At 36.5% G+C, this 18,774-nt stretch carries 13 protein-coding genes; 9 read left to right on the plus strand and 4 right to left on the minus strand.

Features of this window, described 5'->3' with window-relative positions:
* Positions 1-191: 191 nt before the first annotated feature.
* On the minus strand, positions 192-569 hold the full coding sequence (gene rnpA, locus BLW20_RS02060) for a ribonuclease P protein component (RefSeq protein WP_091095855.1): 378 nt from the start codon (positions 567-569) through the stop codon (positions 192-194).
* 111 nt (positions 570-680) lie between these two features.
* Between rnpA and BLW20_RS02065 the strand changes: the two genes are divergently transcribed.
* The 9 genes from BLW20_RS02065 to sufD all read left to right on the plus strand — a co-directional run bounded on the left by BLW20_RS02065 (position 681) and on the right by sufD (position 15,300).
* On the plus strand, positions 681-1,538 hold the full coding sequence (locus tag BLW20_RS02065; protein WP_091095809.1) for an MBL fold metallo-hydrolase: 858 nt from the start codon (positions 681-683) through the stop codon (positions 1,536-1,538).
* A 61-nt stretch (positions 1,539-1,599) separates the two neighbouring features.
* Complete coding sequence (locus BLW20_RS02070) at positions 1,600-3,234, plus strand: S8 family peptidase (protein WP_091095810.1); 1,635 nt, start codon at positions 1,600-1,602, stop codon at positions 3,232-3,234.
* 67 nt (positions 3,235-3,301) lie between these two features.
* The gene (locus BLW20_RS02075) at positions 3,302-5,191 is read left to right on the plus strand and encodes a M1 family metallopeptidase (protein WP_091095857.1); all 1,890 of its coding nucleotides are present in this window, start codon (positions 3,302-3,304) and stop codon (positions 5,189-5,191) included.
* A gap of 371 nt (positions 5,192-5,562) precedes the next feature.
* The gene (locus BLW20_RS02080; protein WP_245725257.1) at positions 5,563-8,115 is read left to right on the plus strand and encodes a T9SS type B sorting domain-containing protein; all 2,553 of its coding nucleotides are present in this window, start codon (positions 5,563-5,565) and stop codon (positions 8,113-8,115) included.
* Positions 8,116-8,429: 314 nt separating this feature from the next.
* Positions 8,430-11,078, plus strand: a complete 2,649-nt coding sequence (locus BLW20_RS02085; protein WP_091095814.1) for a TonB-dependent receptor — start codon at positions 8,430-8,432, stop codon at positions 11,076-11,078.
* Positions 11,079-11,239: 161 nt separating this feature from the next.
* Complete coding sequence (locus tag BLW20_RS02090; protein WP_091095816.1) at positions 11,240-11,569, plus strand: HesB/IscA family protein; 330 nt, start codon at positions 11,240-11,242, stop codon at positions 11,567-11,569.
* 69 nt (positions 11,570-11,638) lie between these two features.
* Positions 11,639-13,087: a Fe-S cluster assembly protein SufB gene (gene sufB / locus BLW20_RS02095; RefSeq protein WP_091095818.1), complete on the plus strand. Its 1,449-nt coding sequence runs from the start codon at positions 11,639-11,641 to the stop codon at positions 13,085-13,087.
* Positions 13,088-13,168: 81 nt separating this feature from the next.
* Positions 13,169-13,906, plus strand: a complete 738-nt coding sequence (sufC, locus tag BLW20_RS02100; protein WP_091095820.1) for a Fe-S cluster assembly ATPase SufC — start codon at positions 13,169-13,171, stop codon at positions 13,904-13,906.
* Between the two features lie 80 nt (positions 13,907-13,986).
* Positions 13,987-15,300, plus strand: a complete 1,314-nt coding sequence (sufD, locus tag BLW20_RS02105; RefSeq protein ID WP_091095823.1) for a Fe-S cluster assembly protein SufD — start codon at positions 13,987-13,989, stop codon at positions 15,298-15,300.
* A gap of 224 nt (positions 15,301-15,524) precedes the next feature.
* On the opposite strand, the gene BLW20_RS02110 is transcribed toward sufD, so the two are convergent.
* From BLW20_RS02110 to gltX, 3 genes are all read right to left on the minus strand, one after another.
* The gene (locus tag BLW20_RS02110; RefSeq protein WP_091095825.1) at positions 15,525-16,511 is read right to left on the minus strand and encodes an SPFH domain-containing protein; all 987 of its coding nucleotides are present in this window, start codon (positions 16,509-16,511) and stop codon (positions 15,525-15,527) included.
* A gap of 58 nt (positions 16,512-16,569) precedes the next feature.
* Positions 16,570-17,049, minus strand: coding sequence for a hypothetical protein (locus BLW20_RS02115; protein ID WP_091095827.1), 480 nt, complete (start codon positions 17,047-17,049; stop codon positions 16,570-16,572).
* A gap of 193 nt (positions 17,050-17,242) precedes the next feature.
* On the minus strand, positions 17,243-18,766 hold the full coding sequence (gene gltX, locus BLW20_RS02120) for a glutamate--tRNA ligase (RefSeq protein ID WP_091095829.1): 1,524 nt from the start codon (positions 18,764-18,766) through the stop codon (positions 17,243-17,245).
* Between the last annotated feature and the right edge of the window lie 8 nt (positions 18,767-18,774).

The raw sequence follows: 18,774 nt of genomic DNA on the forward strand, positions 1-18,774 counted from the left end.
TACCCAAAACTTTAATGAACAAACCGAAATACAGCTACATGTAGAAAACTTAGCAAGCGGTACGTATTTATTACATTTACAAACCAATGAAGGTATGGCGGTTAAAAAGCTGGTGAAGAAATAGTCTTACTTTTCTGTATAATGTATTCTTGTAATAAAGTATATTGTAAAAAACGCCCTAATTATTTTAATCAGGGCGTTTTTTGTAAGGTATCTGTAAACTTCTCAAAAAGCTGTTTGGTTTTTTCTTCAATTTCTGTGTAGGTCAGTCGTTCTTTGGTTTGGTAAAAGAACATCATAACGTAAGGTTCTTGTAAATCATTTAAAAGAATTTGTTTGTTTAAACGGTAGCATTCGCGCAAAACCCGTTTAAAATAATTGCGGTCAACCGCTTTTTTAAAATATCTTTTAGAAACCGAAACACCCATTTGCAAAGGCACCTCTAAATCTTTTACCGGCACGTAAACCAACCGCAACGGATATTTCGTAACCGTGCGTCCTTCAGAGAAAAGCAAATCAATGTACTTTTTCTTTTTTAATTTTTCGGTTTTTGGATAGGTTTGGTTCATAAAATAAAATGTCAGGCAAAAATACAGATTTTTTAATTCGCTCATTAACAAATTGGCTAATTACTATTTTTATTGCTATTTTTACTAACTCATTTAAAAAACAGAACAAAAATGAAACTTCACGCTATTGAAGCAGGAAATTTTAAGTTAGACGGCGGTGCTATGTTTGGAGTGGTGCCTAAAGTATTGTGGAACAAAACCAATCCTGCCGATGCTAATAACCAGATTGATCTGGCAGCTCGTTGTTTATTGATTGAAGACGGAAACCGTTTAATTTTGATTGATACCGGTATGGGCAATAAACAAAGCGATAAGTTTTTTGGCTTTTACAATATGTGGGGTAATTTTGATTTGGAGCATTCTTTAAAACAAAAAGGATTCAGTAAAAACGATATTACCGATGTATTTTTAACGCATTTGCATTTTGATCATTGCGGTGGTGCAGTTTCTTGGAACAATTCGCGTACAGGATACGAAACCACTTTTAAAAATGCAACATATTGGAGCAACGAAAACCATTGGAACTGGGCTACCGAACCAAACGCACGTGAAAAAGCATCGTTTTTGTCTGAAAATATCTTGCCGATTCAAGAAAGTGGACAGTTAAAATTTATTGAAACAACGAACAATCCGCTAATAAATCATTCCGAATTAAATTTTGGTGTTTTGTTTGTAGATGGTCACACCGAAAAACAAATGATTCCGCATATAAAATATCAGGACAAAACCATTGTTTTCTGTGCCGATTTATTGCCAACTGCCGGTCACATTCCGTTGCCGTATGTCATGGGATACGATACGCGTCCGTTGCTTACTTTATCAGAGAAAGACCAGTTTTTGAAAGAAGCAGCGCTAAATAATTATTATCTGTTTTTAGAACACGATGCCCACAACCATATCATCACGGTAAAAGAAACAGAAAAAGGCATTCGCTTAAACGAAGTTTTTTCTGTTAACGATATTTTATGATTTCACGGTGTAACACATTCATTATTTTAAATACAAATTAGTAAAGTAAGTTTTATCAAATATGAAAATTAACAAATCTATTTATTTATCAGCTTTAGTAGCTTTAGCTTTAACAAGTTGTAAAACGGCACAAACATCGTATCTAAGCGATTTAAGTACGTTAAAACCAATTGAAACAGTAAATCTACCGGCACGTAAGTCTGCTTTGCCAGAAAGCGAATTACAACGCTGGAGCCACTTAGATATTTTAAAAGATACGATTCCGGGAATGTCTGTTGACCGTGCGTACGAAGAAATCATTAAAGGGAAAGAAGGTAAAAAAGTAATTGTAGCTGTAATTGATTCAGGAATCGAGATAGATCATCCGGATTTAAAGCCACAAATATGGACCAATCCCAAAGAAAAAGCAGGAAACGGTAAAGATGATGATAAAAACGGATATGTAGATGATATGCACGGTTGGAATATTTTAGGAGAAACCAATGAAGAACAATTAGAGTTAACCCGTATTGTTTCTCGTGGCGATGACGGTTCAGAAGAATACAAGAGAGCTGTTAAAGAATTAGAAGAAAAACGTGCAGAATTAGAACCATATAAAGCACGTTTGACCATGTTGCAAGATGCACACAAAAAAGTGGCAGAATACTTAAAACAAGAGAGCTTTACAAAAGCAGATTTAGATAAAATTCCGGCTGATGCACCTGAAGAAGTAACAAAAGCCAAAAACATTTGCTATATGTTAACTGCCGGTGGCGGAGCTGCAAATGATTATTTAAAAGATTTTGAAGGGTACGTTAACGGTCAGTTAGATTATAACTTAAATCCTGATTTTAAAGGACGTAAAACAAACGATGATATTTTCGACATCAACGATAAAGATTACGGAAACAACGACGTAATGGGTAACCGCGATCATGCAAAACACGGAACACACGTTGCCGGTATCATTGCGCAAACACGTCACAACAATGTTGGTGGCGATGGCGTAGCGTCAAACAATGTAGAAATTATGTCGGTTCGTGCAGTGCCAGATGGTGATGAATACGATAAAGACATCGCTTTGGCAATTCGCTATGCAGCCGATAACGGAGCAAAAGTAATCAACGGCAGTTTTGGTAAATACTTTGCCCAAAACAGCCAATGGGTACAAGATGCAATTAAATATGCAGCTAAAAAAGATGTGTTAATTGTTGTTGCGGCAGGTAACGATGCTATGGATTTAAATCCGGCAAGCGGAGAAGAAATCAAACGTTACCCTAACGACCGTATTGAAGGTACAAATACTGAAATTGCTGATAATTTCTTGGTTGTTGGTGCATTAAACCCGGCATTTGGTGAAAAAATGGTAGCAAACTTCTCTAACTTTGGATCTGTTGATGTAGATGTATTTGCACCGGGTGTTAAAATTTATGCTACGGTTCCTTATGCAAAATATGAGTATTTACAAGGAACATCAATGGCATCGCCAAATGCGGCTGGTGTTGCGGCAATGATTCGTTCATATTATCCAAATTTAACTGCAGCTCAGGTAAAACAAATCATGAAAGACTCGGGTGTGGCAGTAAATCAGGAAGTAATCGTTTCAGGAAACAAAGAAGACAAACGCAACTTTAAAGATATTTCTACTTCAGGAAAATTCGTGAATCTTTACAATGCCTTAATTATGGCAGATAAAATTTCAAAAGGGAAAAAATAATTTTAAATAAACAGATAAACATAGGGCAACTTGTAGAAGGTTGCCTTATATTTTTAATTAAATGCTTATGAAAAAGCTTTTACTTTTATTAATTACCACTTCAACGGCTGTTGTTGCACAGCATAAAAACCCAAATCCGGGTTACTGGCAACAGCACGTTGATTACAAAATGGATGTGACAATGGATGTTGAAAAATTTCAATATTCAGGAACACAGGAGTTGGTTTATACCAACAATTCTAACGATACACTGACAAAAGTTTTTTACCATTTATATTTTAACGCATTTCAACCGGGAAGCGAAATGGACGCACGTTTACTTTCAATTTCCGATCCCGATCCGCGTATGGTGAAATCGTTTAAAGGTGCCGATGGCATTGAAAAAAAAGAAAGTAAACTATCTGAATTAAAGTCAACCGAAATCGGGTATTTAAAAGTAAACGATTTAAAACAAGACGGCACACTTTTAAAAACCAAAGTGGTAGGAACCATTTTAGAAGTTGAGCTTGCAAAACCATTAGTACCAAAAGCTAAAACTACTTTTACAATGAATTTCAACGGACAAGTGCCGGTAATGGTACGCCGTGCCGGGCGAAATTCTGATGAAGGCGTGGCATTGTCAATGACGCAATGGTATCCTAAAATGGCAGAATTCGATTTTGAAGGTTGGCATGCCGATCCATATATCGGACGTGAATTTCACGGTGTTTGGGGAGATTTTGACGTAAAAATCACCATCGATAAAAAATATACCATTGGTGCATCGGGTTATCTTCAGAATAAGAATGAAATTGGTCACGGTTACCAAGATGAAGGTGTGAAAGTCAATACGCCAAAAAAACAAAAAACGTTAACCTGGCATTTTATCGCACCAAATGTACACGATTTTGCCTGGGGTGCCGATCCTGATTTTATCCACGATAAAGTGATGGGTCCAAATAATGTGGAACTGCATTTCTTCTATAAAAATGATGCCGATATTAAAGATAACTGGAAAAAACTGCAACCAGAAACCGTTAAGTTGTTAGAGTTTTTTAATAAAACCATTGGCGAATATCCTTACAAACAATACTCAATTATTCAAGGTGGTGATGGCGGAATGGAATATGCCATGTGTACGCTGATTACTGGGAAACGCAGCCTGCCGAGTTTAATAGGTGTTACCGCTCACGAGTTTGCACATATGTGGTTTCAGCATATGTTAGCTACCAACGAAAGCAAGCATGGCTGGATGGACGAAGGTTTTACTTCTTTTATCTCAGATTTTGCGGTAAATCAAATCATGGATAAGAAAAATCAGGAAGATGAAAATCCTTTCCAAAGCATGTACGGTAATTATAATTATATGGTGAGAAAAGGACATGAACAACCCCTTTCTACACATGCTGACCGTTTTGACGACAATATGAATTACGGTATTTCGGCTTACACAAAAGGAGCTGTGTTTATTACACAATTGGCGTATGTGATTGGTTGGGATAATACGTTTAAAACATTAAAACGTTTTTATTACGATTATCGTTTCTCGCATCCTACACCAAACGATTTTAAACGTACCGCAGAACGTGTTTCAGGTGCTGTTTTAGATTGGTATTTGGTTGACTGGACACAAACCACAAACACGATTGATTACGCTATTAAAAACACAGAGGTTAAAGGGAACGAAGCAAATATCACTTTAGAGCGCATCGGCAGAATGCCAATGCCTATTGATTTATTGGTGGTTTATGAAGATGAATCAACAGAAAGTTTTTATATACCAAATACGTTGATGCGTTGGACGAAAGAGAATCCGTATCCTGAAATCTCACGAACTGTTTTAGAAGGTTGGGATTGGGCGTATCCTACCTACAGTTTTAAATTTGATACGAAAGGGAAAAAAATAAAAGCCATTGTTATTGATCCGTCAGAATTAATGGCAGATGTAAATAAGGCAAATAATGTAAAAGAAATTTAAAAAAATGCGACGTTTATTCGTCGCATTTTTTGTAAAGATGTTTTTCTTTAACACAATCGAGGGAAACATACTACATTTTTTATTACCCGTAGTGCATTATAAAATACTTACTGATATACAGAGTCCTTACAAAATAATATAGAAATGGTTGAATACGTCGCATTCAATATCTGTGAGCAGTAAGTTTTTATATACTTACTGTGCTAAATGATATATCTATGAATCTGATATCGTAATATAAATGACTGAATTTTAACCACTTATGTTTAAATGAAAAATATGTTGCAGTTTATGTTATTTTTAAAAGATTCCATAAAAATATAACGAAACATTAGGTCTTTTTGATATATTTGTTAATAAAACTGATTATGATGAAAAAACACTACTTGATCTTACTGTTAATTTTAGGTTTTCAGGTACAAGCTCAGTATTATAAAGAACATTATATAGCACCGGCACCCTGGCAGTATTGGAACGATGCAAATGAAATTGTAATTGGAACAACAGAGCCAGCTGCTACTGTTTCGGTAGAATTAAGAAGAAGCGATGGAACACTAATCACCAATCTAACTTTAACAGCAAATAATCCTGTGTCATATAGATTTCAAGGTGCTTTTACAGCAACACCACGAAATGATATTAATACAGTTTATGATGATCGCGGGTTGATTGTTACCGCTTCACATCCTGTTCTGGTAAATTTAAGAAATATTGCGTCGGATGCTCCATTAAGTAACTCTGCTAACATAAAAGGAAATGCATCTTTGGTTAGTTTTGGTTATGAAGGATTAGGATTAGAATTTAGGGTGGGGTATTACAGAACATCAACGATAGGCTTGGTAGGAGACAATCCTGTCTATTCTGTAATGGCAACAGAAGATGACACCCAGGTTGATATTTTTTCGCAGGTTATTACTTTGAATAAAGGTCAAAGCTATTTGTTTACTGCTGCACCAGGTACACAAGTAGTAAGCAATAAAGTCGTTGTCATGAATGTGGGAAGTTATGGTGATACGCCGCAAACCTGTGGAGCGAATGGAGAAGACGGAACCTTTGACCAAATTGCACCTGTACATTCCTTAGGAACCAAATATATGGTTGTTCGTGGTGAAGGAACACCGGCTACTGCAGGACAGCAACCGGCAGGTTATGGTTCAGAACAAACCACTGTTGTTGCTACCGAGCCCAATACAATCATTAACATCAATCATTTCAGTCCTAATGGAACAGCATTTGGTGCACCAATAACCCAGAATTTAGGATTTGCCGGACAAACATATACATTTTACCACGGAGACGGAGCTAATTTGTTTTCAACAAGTTTAATAGAAGCAGATAAACCGGTTATTGTGTATTCTGGTACAGCGGTTGATTGTGAAACAGATATTTCAACAGTACTGCCTATAGGAGGCTGTGCCGGTTCATTGAATATCCAAACGAGAAAATTTATTAATTACAATAATAACGATTTGCCTTATTTTGGATTTTGTATAATAGAAAGTCCAACCGTACCGGTATTTATTGGCGGTCAAAACATAGAAGTTCTCACAGGTAATTTACGTGTCCCTATTGGCAATACGGGACTTTATTTAATTACTTTTAATGACATTAATGTAAACAATCCAACAAACATTGTTCTAACATCGGCATTGCCTTTAACATCAAGTTTGGTTCAGCAAGGTAGCGGGTTTTCTATGTCGGCGTTTTTCTCATCATTTGGTGAAGCTGCAGAAATGCCTGTTGTTGCAAAACGGAATGCCGATTGTAGCATCACATTAGAAGCAGAAAGTGGATACTCTCAATATGTGTGGCTTTTAAATGGATCCAAATATGAAACCACTACCACCAATAAGCTTATTGTTACAGAATCGGGTAGTTATGCTGTTCAGGTAATGAGAGATTGCGGTTTGTCGGGTATTTCTGCTCCGGTATCGGTCGATGTTGTTCCTTGTTCAGATCTTGAAATTATTAAAGAAACCACAAAACAAGAAGATTTAGATGTAACCTTTACAATTACAGTAACAAATTTAAATCCGTACTTTACAGAGCCCAATGCGGTTGTAACCGATATTCTTCCCAATGGATTTATGTATGTTTCATCTACGGCATCAGTAGGAACGTATAATAGCGATACAGGAGTATGGAACGTAGGTGTTCTAGCTCCCAACCAGACAGAAGTATTAACAATTGATTGCCGTATTACTAATTTGGGAGATTATGTAAATAAAGCAACCATTTCAGGTACTTTAGAAGATACAAAAATGTCTAATAACACAGACACATCTACTATTGCTCCTTATATTGCCGATATTGATGCAGTTAAAGACGACGGGCGTGATTTTTATGTTCATGGAGAACAATTAGAATATACAATCAAAGTAATAAACAAAGGTCCACAAAGAGCAATTGATGTTTTGGTTGAAGATTTAATGCCGCATGAAACCACTGAAATGTCCTGGTCAGGTAACGGTAAATCGGGAACCGGCGATTTAGTTGATGTGATCCATTTGTTAGACCCAAATGAAGAGGTTGTGTACAATGTAACGCTCCGTGTACCTCTTGACCACTTTTCCGCATTTACAAATACCGTCAATATAAGTTCTGATTATATTCAGGATCCAAATCCGGTTTGTAGCAGATGCGCAGATACAGATATTCCTGAGTTTGATTTGCCTAAAGGAATTTCTCCTAATGGAGACGGTAAAAACGATTTTTTAAATTTAGAAGGATATTTTGTCGATGAATTAAACATTTATAACAGATTTGGACAAAAGGTTTATTCAAAATCAGATTATGTTAATGAATGGTTTGGTCAGGATAATAATGGAAAGATCCTGCCAACAGGAACATATTTTTATGAAGTAAAGGTTTTAAAAACCCATTATAAAACAGGATATATCCATTTAATGTGGCAAGTAAAATAACTTAAATTAAGATCTTCACTATATCACAAAAAGCAACTTTTAAGTTGCTTTTTGTTGTTAATTCTGCATGTCTTTGTGCAACATAAAAAAAACAGTATGTAATTTAGAATGAGTTCATACAGAGTAGTCGGTATAAAAATTTAGATTTATTTTTATAAAACCTCATTTTTTACTAAATTTTATATTGATCATTTAATGGTTAATTAAAAGAAATGATTGTTATTAAACGATTAAAACAAGGTTATCTTTGTGATTTTCATAAAAACAGAAGTGATAAATGATTTATTTTTGCCAAAAACTTAACAAGTACAACAATGAAAAATCGTTTAAGCACGCTGGTAACAATTGCCCTTTTTGCAAGCACTGCCTCTTATGCACAAAACAAATTAACAGGAGTTGTTTATGATGCAGATAAGCAAACAGCTTTGTCAGGTGTTGAAGTTCACGTTCGTGGAACTGCTGATGGTTTCGTAACAAATGAAGACGGAACATTTACTATTTCAACAGAATTGGTTCAAGGACAGGTTGAAATCGCATCAATGGGTTATGTAACCAAAACGGTTAGTTTTGTTTTCAGTTCAGAAAACCAAATAAACTTAGGCACAATCTATTTAAGTGAAAGTTCAGAATCTTTAAATGAAATTGTAGTAATGGCTCGTGGTGTAATCGATGTTGCCGAAGGTCGTAAAACGCCAATTGCAGTTTCTACAATAAAAGGAGCTGACATTGAAGAAAAAGTTGGTGCGCGCGATATTACCGGAACCATGGTGAACACCCCGTCAGTTTATGTAACAAGTGAATCGTCTGGTTTTGGAGATACACAAATGTACACACGCGGTTTTGACCAATCAAACACAGCGTTCTTATTAAACGGACAGCCAATTAACGGTATGGAAGATGGAAACATATATTGGTCTAACTGGTCAGGGATGTCTGATATTGCCAATGCAATCCAGATTCAGCGAGGTTTAGGGTCTTCTAAATTAGCTATTTCATCAGTAGGAGGCACCATTAACTTTATTACTAAGGCTACTGAAATGAACCAGGGCGGATTTTTAAAAGCTGGTTTAGGTAACGATAATTATTTTAAAACTACAGCAGGATACAGCACAGGGTTGTTGGAAAACGGTTGGGGTGTAACTGCTTTATTGTCTCATTGGCAAGGTGACGGTTATAACGATATGACTGCAGGGCAAGGACAAAATTATTTTGTGTCTATTGGATATAAACCAAATCAAAAACACAATTTCAACTTTTTGATTACAGGGGCTCCACAGTGGCATGATCAGAATTATGCGAAACCTATTGCAACTGTTAAAAATGACGATGGAACAGTACGAACTCCCGGGTATGATCTTTTTGGAAAAAAATTTAACAATAACTGGGGAATGTTAAACGGGAAAGCGTTTAACGACCGAAGAAATTATTATCACAAACCTGTATCTAATTTGAACTGGGATTGGAAAATTGATGAATTATCTAACCTATCTACCGTTATTTATGCGTCTTGGGGACGTGGTGGAGGGACAGGTTCTGCAGGTGCTTTTGCTCCTGTAATGCAGGATGGAACAGGGACTAAAGATTATCAGTCGATATACGATGCTAATGTATTGAGAGGGGAATCAAATTCTGTGGTTCGTGCTTCTGTAAACAACCACGCCTGGTATGGTCTGGTAACCAATTATAACCGTGATTTTAATGAGAATTTATCCTTCAATGTAGGGTTTGATTTAAGATCTTACCACGGTGATCACTTTCGTCAGTTAACAGATTTAATGGGGGGAACATACTTTATTGACAATACTTCTACCCGTTTAAGAGATCCAAATAACGAAATTCGCAACACGTTTTCAACCAATCCATGGAAAGTGTTGTCGCAATTTGCAAAAAATCCGGAAGATAAATATGGATATGATTATTCAGAAACCATCAATTACGGAGGATTATTCGCTCAGTTGGAATACGCTACCGACCGTTTCTCGGCTTTCTTTCAGGGAGCAGTATCAAATCAGTCACATGTACGCTGGGATCCTTACCAGTACACAGAAGCTGAAGAAAAATCAGAAAAAGTCAATAATGTTGGTTACAACATAAAAGGTGGTTTAAGTTATAACATTGACAATAAACATACGTTTTTTGGAAATGCAGGTGTTTATTCGCGTCAGCCTTATCACGATAATATTTACCTGAGTTTTGGAAACGCAGTAAATCCTTTTACCAAAAATGAAGACATTGTTGGTTTGGAATTGGGATATAAATTCGTATCAGAATTTGTAGCTGTTAACGTAAATGCTTACAAAACCACTTGGGCAAACCGAGTAGAGTCATCCGTGGAAACAGTTTCTTCAACAGATCCGGATTATCCGCATTTAGCAGGTCAACAATTGTTTACGGTAAACCGTGGTGTGAAACAAGACCATAAAGGAATTGAATTAGATATTCAGGCAAAACCGTTGTATAATTTGGAAGTAAAAGGGTTTGCTTCTATTGGTGACTGGATTTACAAAGGAAGTACCGTTACAGAAATCAGAACAGAAGACCGCGAAATTTTAGAAACTTCTATGCGTGATTTAGACGGTGGAAAAGTAGGTAATGCCGCACAAACAACTTTTGGTTTAGGTGCTAAATACAAAATTTTACCAAATTTATCTATCGATGCAGATTACCGTTATTACCAGGATTTGTATGCCAACCGTCAGGAAAAAGAAAACTTGATGTTGCCTTCTTTCCAATTGGTTGATGCAGGTATCTCTTACGGCTTAAACTTAACAGATAAAAACCGTTTAAGTTTCCGCGTTAACGTAAACAACCTGTTCGATACAGAATATATTTCGCAATCTAATACAGCTAATCAATTAACAGGTGCAGAAGGCGAAACAGCTTACAAAGGCATTAATACAAGTAACCAGGTTTATTTTGGATACGGCCGCACATGGAACGCATCAGTTAAATTTACCTTCTAAAAAATCTTAAATAATTTATTTTTAGCCACTCTGTTTTTACAGGGTGGTTTTTTATATAAATTTTACTTATAAGTCTATAAGTTATAATATTGTTATTAATATGATAAAAATCATATTTTGTGCCTATCTTTGCAGTTAGTAAAATTTAAAACCCGAAAATCATGATAAAAGTATCAGAATCGGCTGCAAAAAGAGCTAAGATGTTGATGGAAGATGATGGATTAAACCCCGAAACAGCCTTCATTCGTGTGGGAGTGAAAAGCGGTGGTTGTTCAGGATTGGAATATGAACTAAAGTTTGATGAAAATGCATTAGAAAACGATAAGATTTTTGAAGACAATGGTGTAAAAATCGCTGTAGATAAAAAAAGTTTTCTGTATTTAGTGGGTACAACTTTAGAATATTCAGGTGGTTTAAACGGAAAAGGATTTGTTTTTAACAACCCTAATGCAGCCAGAACATGTGGTTGTGGGGAATCATTTTCTTTATAGTCCAATGTCGGAAGTCATAAAGTTAAACGACTTTAAGATATTAGACTTTTAAACTTTAAGACGAAAAATATGTCAAAATACACAGAAGAAGAATTAAAGAAAGAATTAGAAACCAAGGAATACGAGTACGGATTTTATACCAATTTAGAATCTGAGACCTTTCCTGTGGGTCTGAACGAAGATATTGTCCGTGCCATTTCTAAAAAGAAGAATGAGCCCGAATGGATGACCGAATGGCGTTTGGAGGCTTTTCGCGTTTGGAAAGAAATGACCGAACCTAATTGGGCAAACGTAACCTACGAAAAACCCGATTTCCAGGCAATTTCTTATTATTCGGCACCCAAACAGGCCGATGCCAATAAAACATTAGATGATGTTGATCCGGAATTGTTGGCAATGTATAAAAAGCTTGGAATTTCTATCGAAGAACAAAAACGGATGAACAACATTGCAATGGACATTGTAGTTGATTCAATCTCGGTTGCTACCACTTTTAAAGAAACACTGAACGAGAAAGGAATCATTTTCTGTTCTATTTCCGAAGCCATTAAAGAACATCCCGAACTGGTAAAAAAATACATTGGAACAGTGGTACCGAGAACGGATAATTTCTACGCTGCATTAAACTCGGCCGTGTTTTCAGACGGTTCATTCTGTTACATCCCAAAAGGCGTTCGCTGCCCAATGGAATTATCAACGTATTTCCGCATCAACCAGGCAGGAACAGGTCAGTTTGAACGTACATTGCTGATTGCTGATGAAGGCTCGTATGTTTCTTATTTAGAAGGTTGTACAGCTCCAAGTCGTGATGAAAATCAGTTGCACGCCGCAGTGGTGGAATTAATTGCGATGAACGATGCCGAGATTAAATATTCAACCGTTCAAAACTGGTTTCCGGGCGATAAAGAAGGAAAAGGAGGTGTTTTTAACTTTGTAACCAAACGCGGTCTGGCAGAGAAAAATGCCAAAATCTCGTGGACACAGGTTGAAACAGGTTCGGCAGTAACGTGGAAATATCCATCTTGTATCCTGAAAGGCGATAATTCGGTAGGAGAGTTTTATTCGATTGCCGTAACCAATAATTTTCAGCAGGCAGACACCGGAACGAAAATGATTCATTTGGGTAAAAACACCAAATCAACCATTATTTCCAAAGGAATTTCAGCAGGAAAATCACAGAATTCTTACCGCGGACTGGTACAGATTGGTGCAAGAGCCGAAAACGCACGTAACTTTTCGCAATGCGACTCGTTGTTGATGGGTAATGAATGCGGAGCACACACGTTTCCATACATCGAATCAAAAAATTCATCGGCAAAACTAGAACACGAAGCCACGACAAGTAAAATTGGCGAAGATCAAATTTTCTACTGCAACCAGCGCGGTATTCCGACAGAAACAGCAATTGCCTTAATCGTAAATGGGTTCTCACGCGAGGTTTTAGATAAACTACCAATGGAATTTGCCGTAGAAGCCAAGAAATTGTTGGAAATTTCGTTGGAAGGTTCTGTGGGATAATATATATAAAACCCTGTCAGAGTTCCAAACTCTGACAAGGTTAGAAAGTAAATAAAAACAAAGCATAAAATTTTATAAACAATGCTAACAATAAAAAATCTACACGCCTCTGTAGAGGACAAAGAAATATTAAAAGGAATCAATCTTGAAGTGAAAGCAGGTGAGGTTCACGCGATCATGGGACCAAACGGTGCCGGAAAATCAACCTTATCATCAGTAATTGCAGGTAACGAGAATTTTGAAGTAACTGAAGGTGAAATCATTTTAGAAGGAGAAGATTTAGCTGATTTAGCTCCTGAAGAACGTGCACACAAAGGAATCTTTATGTCGTTTCAATATCCTGTTGAAATTCCTGGTGTTTCGGTAACAAACTTCATAAAAACAGCCATCAACGAATCGCGAAAAGCAAAAGGTTTGGAAGACATGCCTGCTAACGAAATGCTGAAATTGATCAAAGAAAAATCAGAGTTATTGGAAATCGATCGTAAATTTCTTTCTCGTTCATTAAACGAAGGTTTTTCGGGCGGAGAGAAAAAACGTAACGAAATTTTTCAGATGGCGATGTTAGATCCTAAAGTGGCTATTTTAGATGAAACAGATTCCGGATTGGATATTGATGCATTGCGAATAGTTGCAAACGGTGTAAATAAATTGAAAAACGAAAACAACGCGGTAATTGTAATTACGCACTACCAACGTTTGTTAGATTATATCGTACCTGATTTTGTTCATGTATTACACGATGGAAAAATCGTTAAAACCGGAGGCAAAGAATTAGCTTTGGAATTAGAGGAAAAAGGGTACGATTGGGTAAAATAAATAAGTTTGAAAAGTTTCAGGTTTAACGTTCAAAGTTCTCAACTTTTAAACTTTAAATTTAGACTTTAAACCAAATAACAATGGATTTAAAAGAAAAATTATTGTCATCTTTTCTGGCATTTGAACAAAAAGTAGATATCGAATCAGATTTACACGACGTTCGTAACGAAGCCTTAAAGGTGTTTGAAAATAAAGGTTTTCCAACCAAACAAGAGGAAGCGTGGAAATATACATCGTTAAATGCTGTTTTGGCAACCGACTACAACATTCTGCCTAAAAACGAAACAGATGTTGATTGGAAAGATGTAAAAAAATACTTTTTAAACGATGTGGATACGTACAAAGTCGTTTTCATTAATGGAGTGTTTTCATCGCATTTGTCGTCAACAACGCACGATGGTTTAGATGTTTGTTTAATGTCGTCGGCATTGACAAAACCTAAATACAAGATGGTTATTGATACCTATTTTAACCAGATAGCCAACAAAGAAGACAGCTTAACCAACTTAAACACGGCTTACGCTTTTGAAGGAGCGTATATCAACATTCCAAAATCTACGGTGGTATCAAAACCTATCGAGATTTTATATTTCACAACAGGCGATTCTTCAAACTTTGTACAACCGCGTAACCTGGTTATTGTTGGCGAAAACGCACATGTTCAAATCATTGAGCGTCACCAAGCGTTAACTGATACAGCAATGTTTACCAACAGCGTAACCGAAATTTTTGCATCAAAACGTGCCATTGTAGATTACTACAAATTACAAAACGATGTACAAACCGCAAATTTGGTTGATAATACGTATATCGACCAAAAACAAGAATCCCGCGTTTCGGTTCATACTTTTTCTTTTGGTGGAAATATCACAAGAAATAATTTGAACTTCTATCATAAAGGAGAACGTATTGATTCTACCTTAAAAGGCGTAACCATTATTGGTGACAAGCAACACGTTGACCATTACACGCTGGTACATCACGCACAACCAAACTGTGAATCGCATCAGAACTATAAAGGAATTTATGACGATCGCTCTACAGGTGTTTTCAATGGAAAGATTTATGTTGACAAAATTGCCCAAAAGACTGATGCTTTTCAGCAGAACAACAACATCTTGTTGACAGATAAAGCTACATTAAACACCAAACCGCAATTAGAAATTTTTGCCGATGATGTGAAATGTTCGCACGGTTGTACCATTGGTCAGTTAGACGAATCAGCGATGTTCTATATGCAGCAACGCGGAATCCCTAAAAAAGAAGCTAAAGCATTATTAATGTACGCTTTTACCGATGAGGTTTTGTCTTCGGTAACCATTCCCGATTTACAACTGAAACTGCAAAAACTGATTTCGATGAAATTAGGCGTAAATATCGGTTTTGAGATATAAAAAAAAGAGGCTGTCTAAAAAGTCTCAAAACGCAAAAATCCCGAAAATTTTCGGGATTTTTTTTGTGTTTATACCCTCATATGTATCTTGAGCTCGTATGATAAACAAGTCAAAAAAATGCTGTTTTTGTCAGAATTGACCCATCTTATAAAGTAGCTGCATAAAACCTATATTATCCATAAACCAAAGAAGCTGCCCTTTTGGGACAGCCTCCTCTTGATGTATTAATCCTCAAAACCCGATGTAAAATTATCTGTTTGCGGCGGGTTATTTTTTGGCTTTTGATAGCCTTTATTGCTATTGCTCTTATCGCCAGCTTTTTTCATTGCCTCGCCCACCTGGTTACTGGCTGTAAACGATGCCACCATATTGTTCAGCATATCGCTGCCTGCCTGTGGGGAATTGGGCAATAAAATTAAATTGGAATTATTCTCTGCTCCGATGGATTGCAACGTATCATAATGTTGCGTAACCACAATTAATGCCGATGCTTCCTGCGAATTGATTCCTACGCTGTTTAACACATCAACCGATTCTACCAATCCACGGGCAATTTCCCTTCTTTGATCGGCGATCCCCTGCCCTTGCAAACGTTTTGACTCTGCTTCTGCCTTTGCTTTTGCAACAATTCTGATACGTTCTGCCTCTCCTTCATATTCTGCTGCTGTTTTTTCGCGATCAGCGGCATTAATACGGTTCATGGCATGTTTAACCTGTATATCCGGGTCAATATCTGTAATCAGCGTGTTGATGATGTCGTACCCGTAAGTTACCATTGCATCGTTCAGCTCGCGTTTTACGGCAATTGCAATATCGTCTTTTCGTTCAAAAACATCGTCTAATTTTAATTTTGGCACCTCGGCACGTACCACATCAAAAACATACGAAGTAATTTGATCGTGCGGATATTCTAACTTATAAAAAGCCTCATAAACACGTTCCTGTACCACTTTAAACTGAACAGAAACCTTCATTTTAACGAAAACATTGTCTTTGGTTTTTGTTTCGATAATCACATCTAACTGTTGGATACGAAGGTTTAATCGTCCGGCGATACGATCTACTAAAGGAACTTTAAACTGCAGACCCGAATTACGTATAGAATGATATTTTCCAAAACGTTCAATAATAACCGCCGTTTGTTGCTTAACGGTGAAAAGCGATAGTACTATTATAAAAAAAATAGCAATGATAATGTAAAGTGTAATCATTTTAAATTGTTTTTTGGTAAGATATAAAAAAAACCTCTTTTTTCAAAGAGGTCTGCTGTTATTTTTTGTTTAATGATAATTTTACCGTTCCGCCCTCTAATACGCTCAGGTATTGTTCATATTCGGGGAACATGGCTTTTATTAAAGGTACATATTCTGAAATATCGCTTTCAATAACCATATTGGTCTCTGTTTCGGTGGTAATGGTTCCGCTGATCTGATAACTCATTATGTTTAAAGAAACATTGTTTCCGCTTCTTTGAAACGCATTTTCATATTCTGTTTCCTCACAACTTCTTCCTTCATAATGAAAAAATTTAGCGGTATTGTCGGTTGACAACTGCAAAAAATCTTTGGTACAACCCGCAGTATGCGGATAAGCTACCGTATATACCGGAACAATTTTTATTAATTGGATTTGCTGTGGCACCCATTCGCCCTGAGATGTTTGAACTTCTTCTTTTTTAGAGTCGTCAGATGAACCGCAGGAAAATAAAAATCCGAAGGTTATTATTGATAAAAAAAGATATTTTTTCATAAAAATTTTTCATTAATTAGGTGAAAACGAAGATAATAAAAAATCCCATTTTAGGGAATGGGATTTAGAAAAATTTAGAAAAAAATTGTTGTTGTTGATATGAAAAAAATATCATAATGCAATTAACATTTGGGCATTTGCTAATCACATCCCAAAAATAGAACTCTTTTTTTAATTACAAAATTTTAAATTGTTAAAATTGGCGTTTTTTGAAATGCGTTATGCAATTATTTATTCTTTTTACGGTTTCTTGTTTGCCTAATACAGAAATAATTTCAAATAAATCGGGGCCTTTCATAGCGCCAACTATTGAAACGCGAAGCGGTTGCATAATTTTACCCATACCCAGTTCATTTTCCTGAATCCAGGTTTTAACGGTGGTTTCAATTTCTTTGGGATCGAAATTTTCAACATTTTCTATCACCGAGATAACCTGTTGCATTAAATCGGCCGTATCATCTTTCCAGTTTTTTGCCGCTTTTTCGTCGTATTGTTCAGGTGCCACAAAAAAGAAATCTACTAAATCATACAAATCTGTAATTAAATCGGCACGATCTTTTACCAAACCAATTACTTTTTCTATGGTTTCATCTGTTGCTGTGATTTGCTTTTGTTCTAAAACCGGCTTTAAAAACATAGCCAGTTCGCTGTTTTCTTTATGAACCAAAATTTGATGATTGAACCATTTGTTTTTCTCCGGATCAAATTTTGCACCCGATTTGTTTACGCGTACCAAATCAAACGCCTGCACCAGTTCACCTAATGTAAAAATTTCTTTATCAGTGCCATCGTTCCAACCTAGTAACGCCAAAAAATTTATTACTGCTTCCGGGAAATAACCTTTTTCACGGTATCCCATTGCCATTTCCCCGGTTTCAGATTTCCAATCTAACGGAAATACGGGAAATCCTAATTTATCACCGTCACGTTTTGATAATTTTCCGTTACCCACCGGTTTTAAAATCAATGGTAAATGGGCAAATTCAGGTGCATTCCACCCAAAAGAACGATATAATAAATAATGCAAAGGCAACGAAGGCAACCATTCTTCACCACGGATTACGTGAGAGGTTTCCTGCAAATGATCGTCAACGATATTCGCTAAATGGTAGGTTGGCATGCCATCTGATTTATACAGTACTTTATCATCTAACAAAGAGGTATCAAAAGTTACTTCACCACGGATCATATCGTTCAAAACCAATTTTTCGTCTACCGGCATTTTAAAACGAATCACGTACGGGTCTTTATTGTACAAACGGGCTTCTAATTCTTCTAAGGGCATATTCAATGAAGTTTTCAGACCGTTGCGAACCGTGTGGTTGTAAATAAAAACGCCTCCTTTAGCTTCGGTTTCTTTGCGCAGGGCATCTAAATCTTCGGCAGTGTCAAAAGCATAATAAGCAAATCCGTTGTGAACCAGATCCAATGCGTACTGTTTGTACAGATGTTTGCGATCGCTTTGACGGTACGGCCCGAATTTTTCGTTTTTACCAATGGTTTCATCAGGCTGGATGCCCAACCATTTTAACGATTCAAAAATATAATCTTCTGCTCCGGGAACAAATCTGTTCTGATCGGTATCTTCTATACGTACATAGAACACACCGTTGTTTTTCTTAGCAAACAGATAATTAAATAAAGCCGTCCTTACACCGCCTATATGCAAAGGACCGGTGGGACTCGGGGCAAACCGAACGCGTACTTGTTTTGTCATCTTTTTCT

It is taken from the genome of Paenimyroides marinum, assembly GCF_900108395.1.
In the GTDB taxonomy this organism is placed as follows: domain Bacteria; phylum Bacteroidota; class Bacteroidia; order Flavobacteriales; family Flavobacteriaceae; genus Flavobacterium; species Flavobacterium marinum.

Excerpts from the sequence above, each read along its gene's own strand:
- sufB (WP_091095818.1), top strand. The coding sequence starts at position 11,639 with ATGTCAAAATACACAGAAGAAGAATTAAAGAAAGAATTAGAAACCAAG.
- BLW20_RS02070 (WP_091095810.1), top strand. The coding sequence starts at position 1,600 with ATGAAAATTAACAAATCTATTTATTTATCAGCTTTAGTAGCTTTAGCT.
- BLW20_RS02080 (WP_245725257.1), top strand. The coding sequence starts at position 5,563 with ATGAAAAAACACTACTTGATCTTACTGTTAATTTTAGGTTTTCAGGTA.
- BLW20_RS02085 (WP_091095814.1), top strand. The coding sequence starts at position 8,430 with ATGAAAAATCGTTTAAGCACGCTGGTAACAATTGCCCTTTTTGCAAGC.
- BLW20_RS02065 (WP_091095809.1), top strand. The coding sequence starts at position 681 with ATGAAACTTCACGCTATTGAAGCAGGAAATTTTAAGTTAGACGGCGGT.
- sufC (WP_091095820.1), top strand. The coding sequence starts at position 13,169 with ATGCTAACAATAAAAAATCTACACGCCTCTGTAGAGGACAAAGAAATA.
- BLW20_RS02075 (WP_091095857.1), top strand. The coding sequence starts at position 3,302 with ATGAAAAAGCTTTTACTTTTATTAATTACCACTTCAACGGCTGTTGTT.
- BLW20_RS02110 (WP_091095825.1), bottom strand. The coding sequence starts at position 16,511 with ATGATTACACTTTACATTATCATTGCTATTTTTTTTATAATAGTACTA.
- BLW20_RS02115 (WP_091095827.1), bottom strand. The coding sequence starts at position 17,049 with ATGAAAAAATATCTTTTTTTATCAATAATAACCTTCGGATTTTTATTT.
- BLW20_RS02090 (WP_091095816.1), top strand. The coding sequence starts at position 11,240 with ATGATAAAAGTATCAGAATCGGCTGCAAAAAGAGCTAAGATGTTGATG.
- rnpA (WP_091095855.1), bottom strand. The coding sequence starts at position 569 with ATGAACCAAACCTATCCAAAAACCGAAAAATTAAAAAAGAAAAAGTAC.
- sufD (WP_091095823.1), top strand. The coding sequence starts at position 13,987 with ATGGATTTAAAAGAAAAATTATTGTCATCTTTTCTGGCATTTGAACAA.
- gltX (WP_091095829.1), bottom strand. The coding sequence starts at position 18,766 with ATGACAAAACAAGTACGCGTTCGGTTTGCCCCGAGTCCCACCGGTCCT.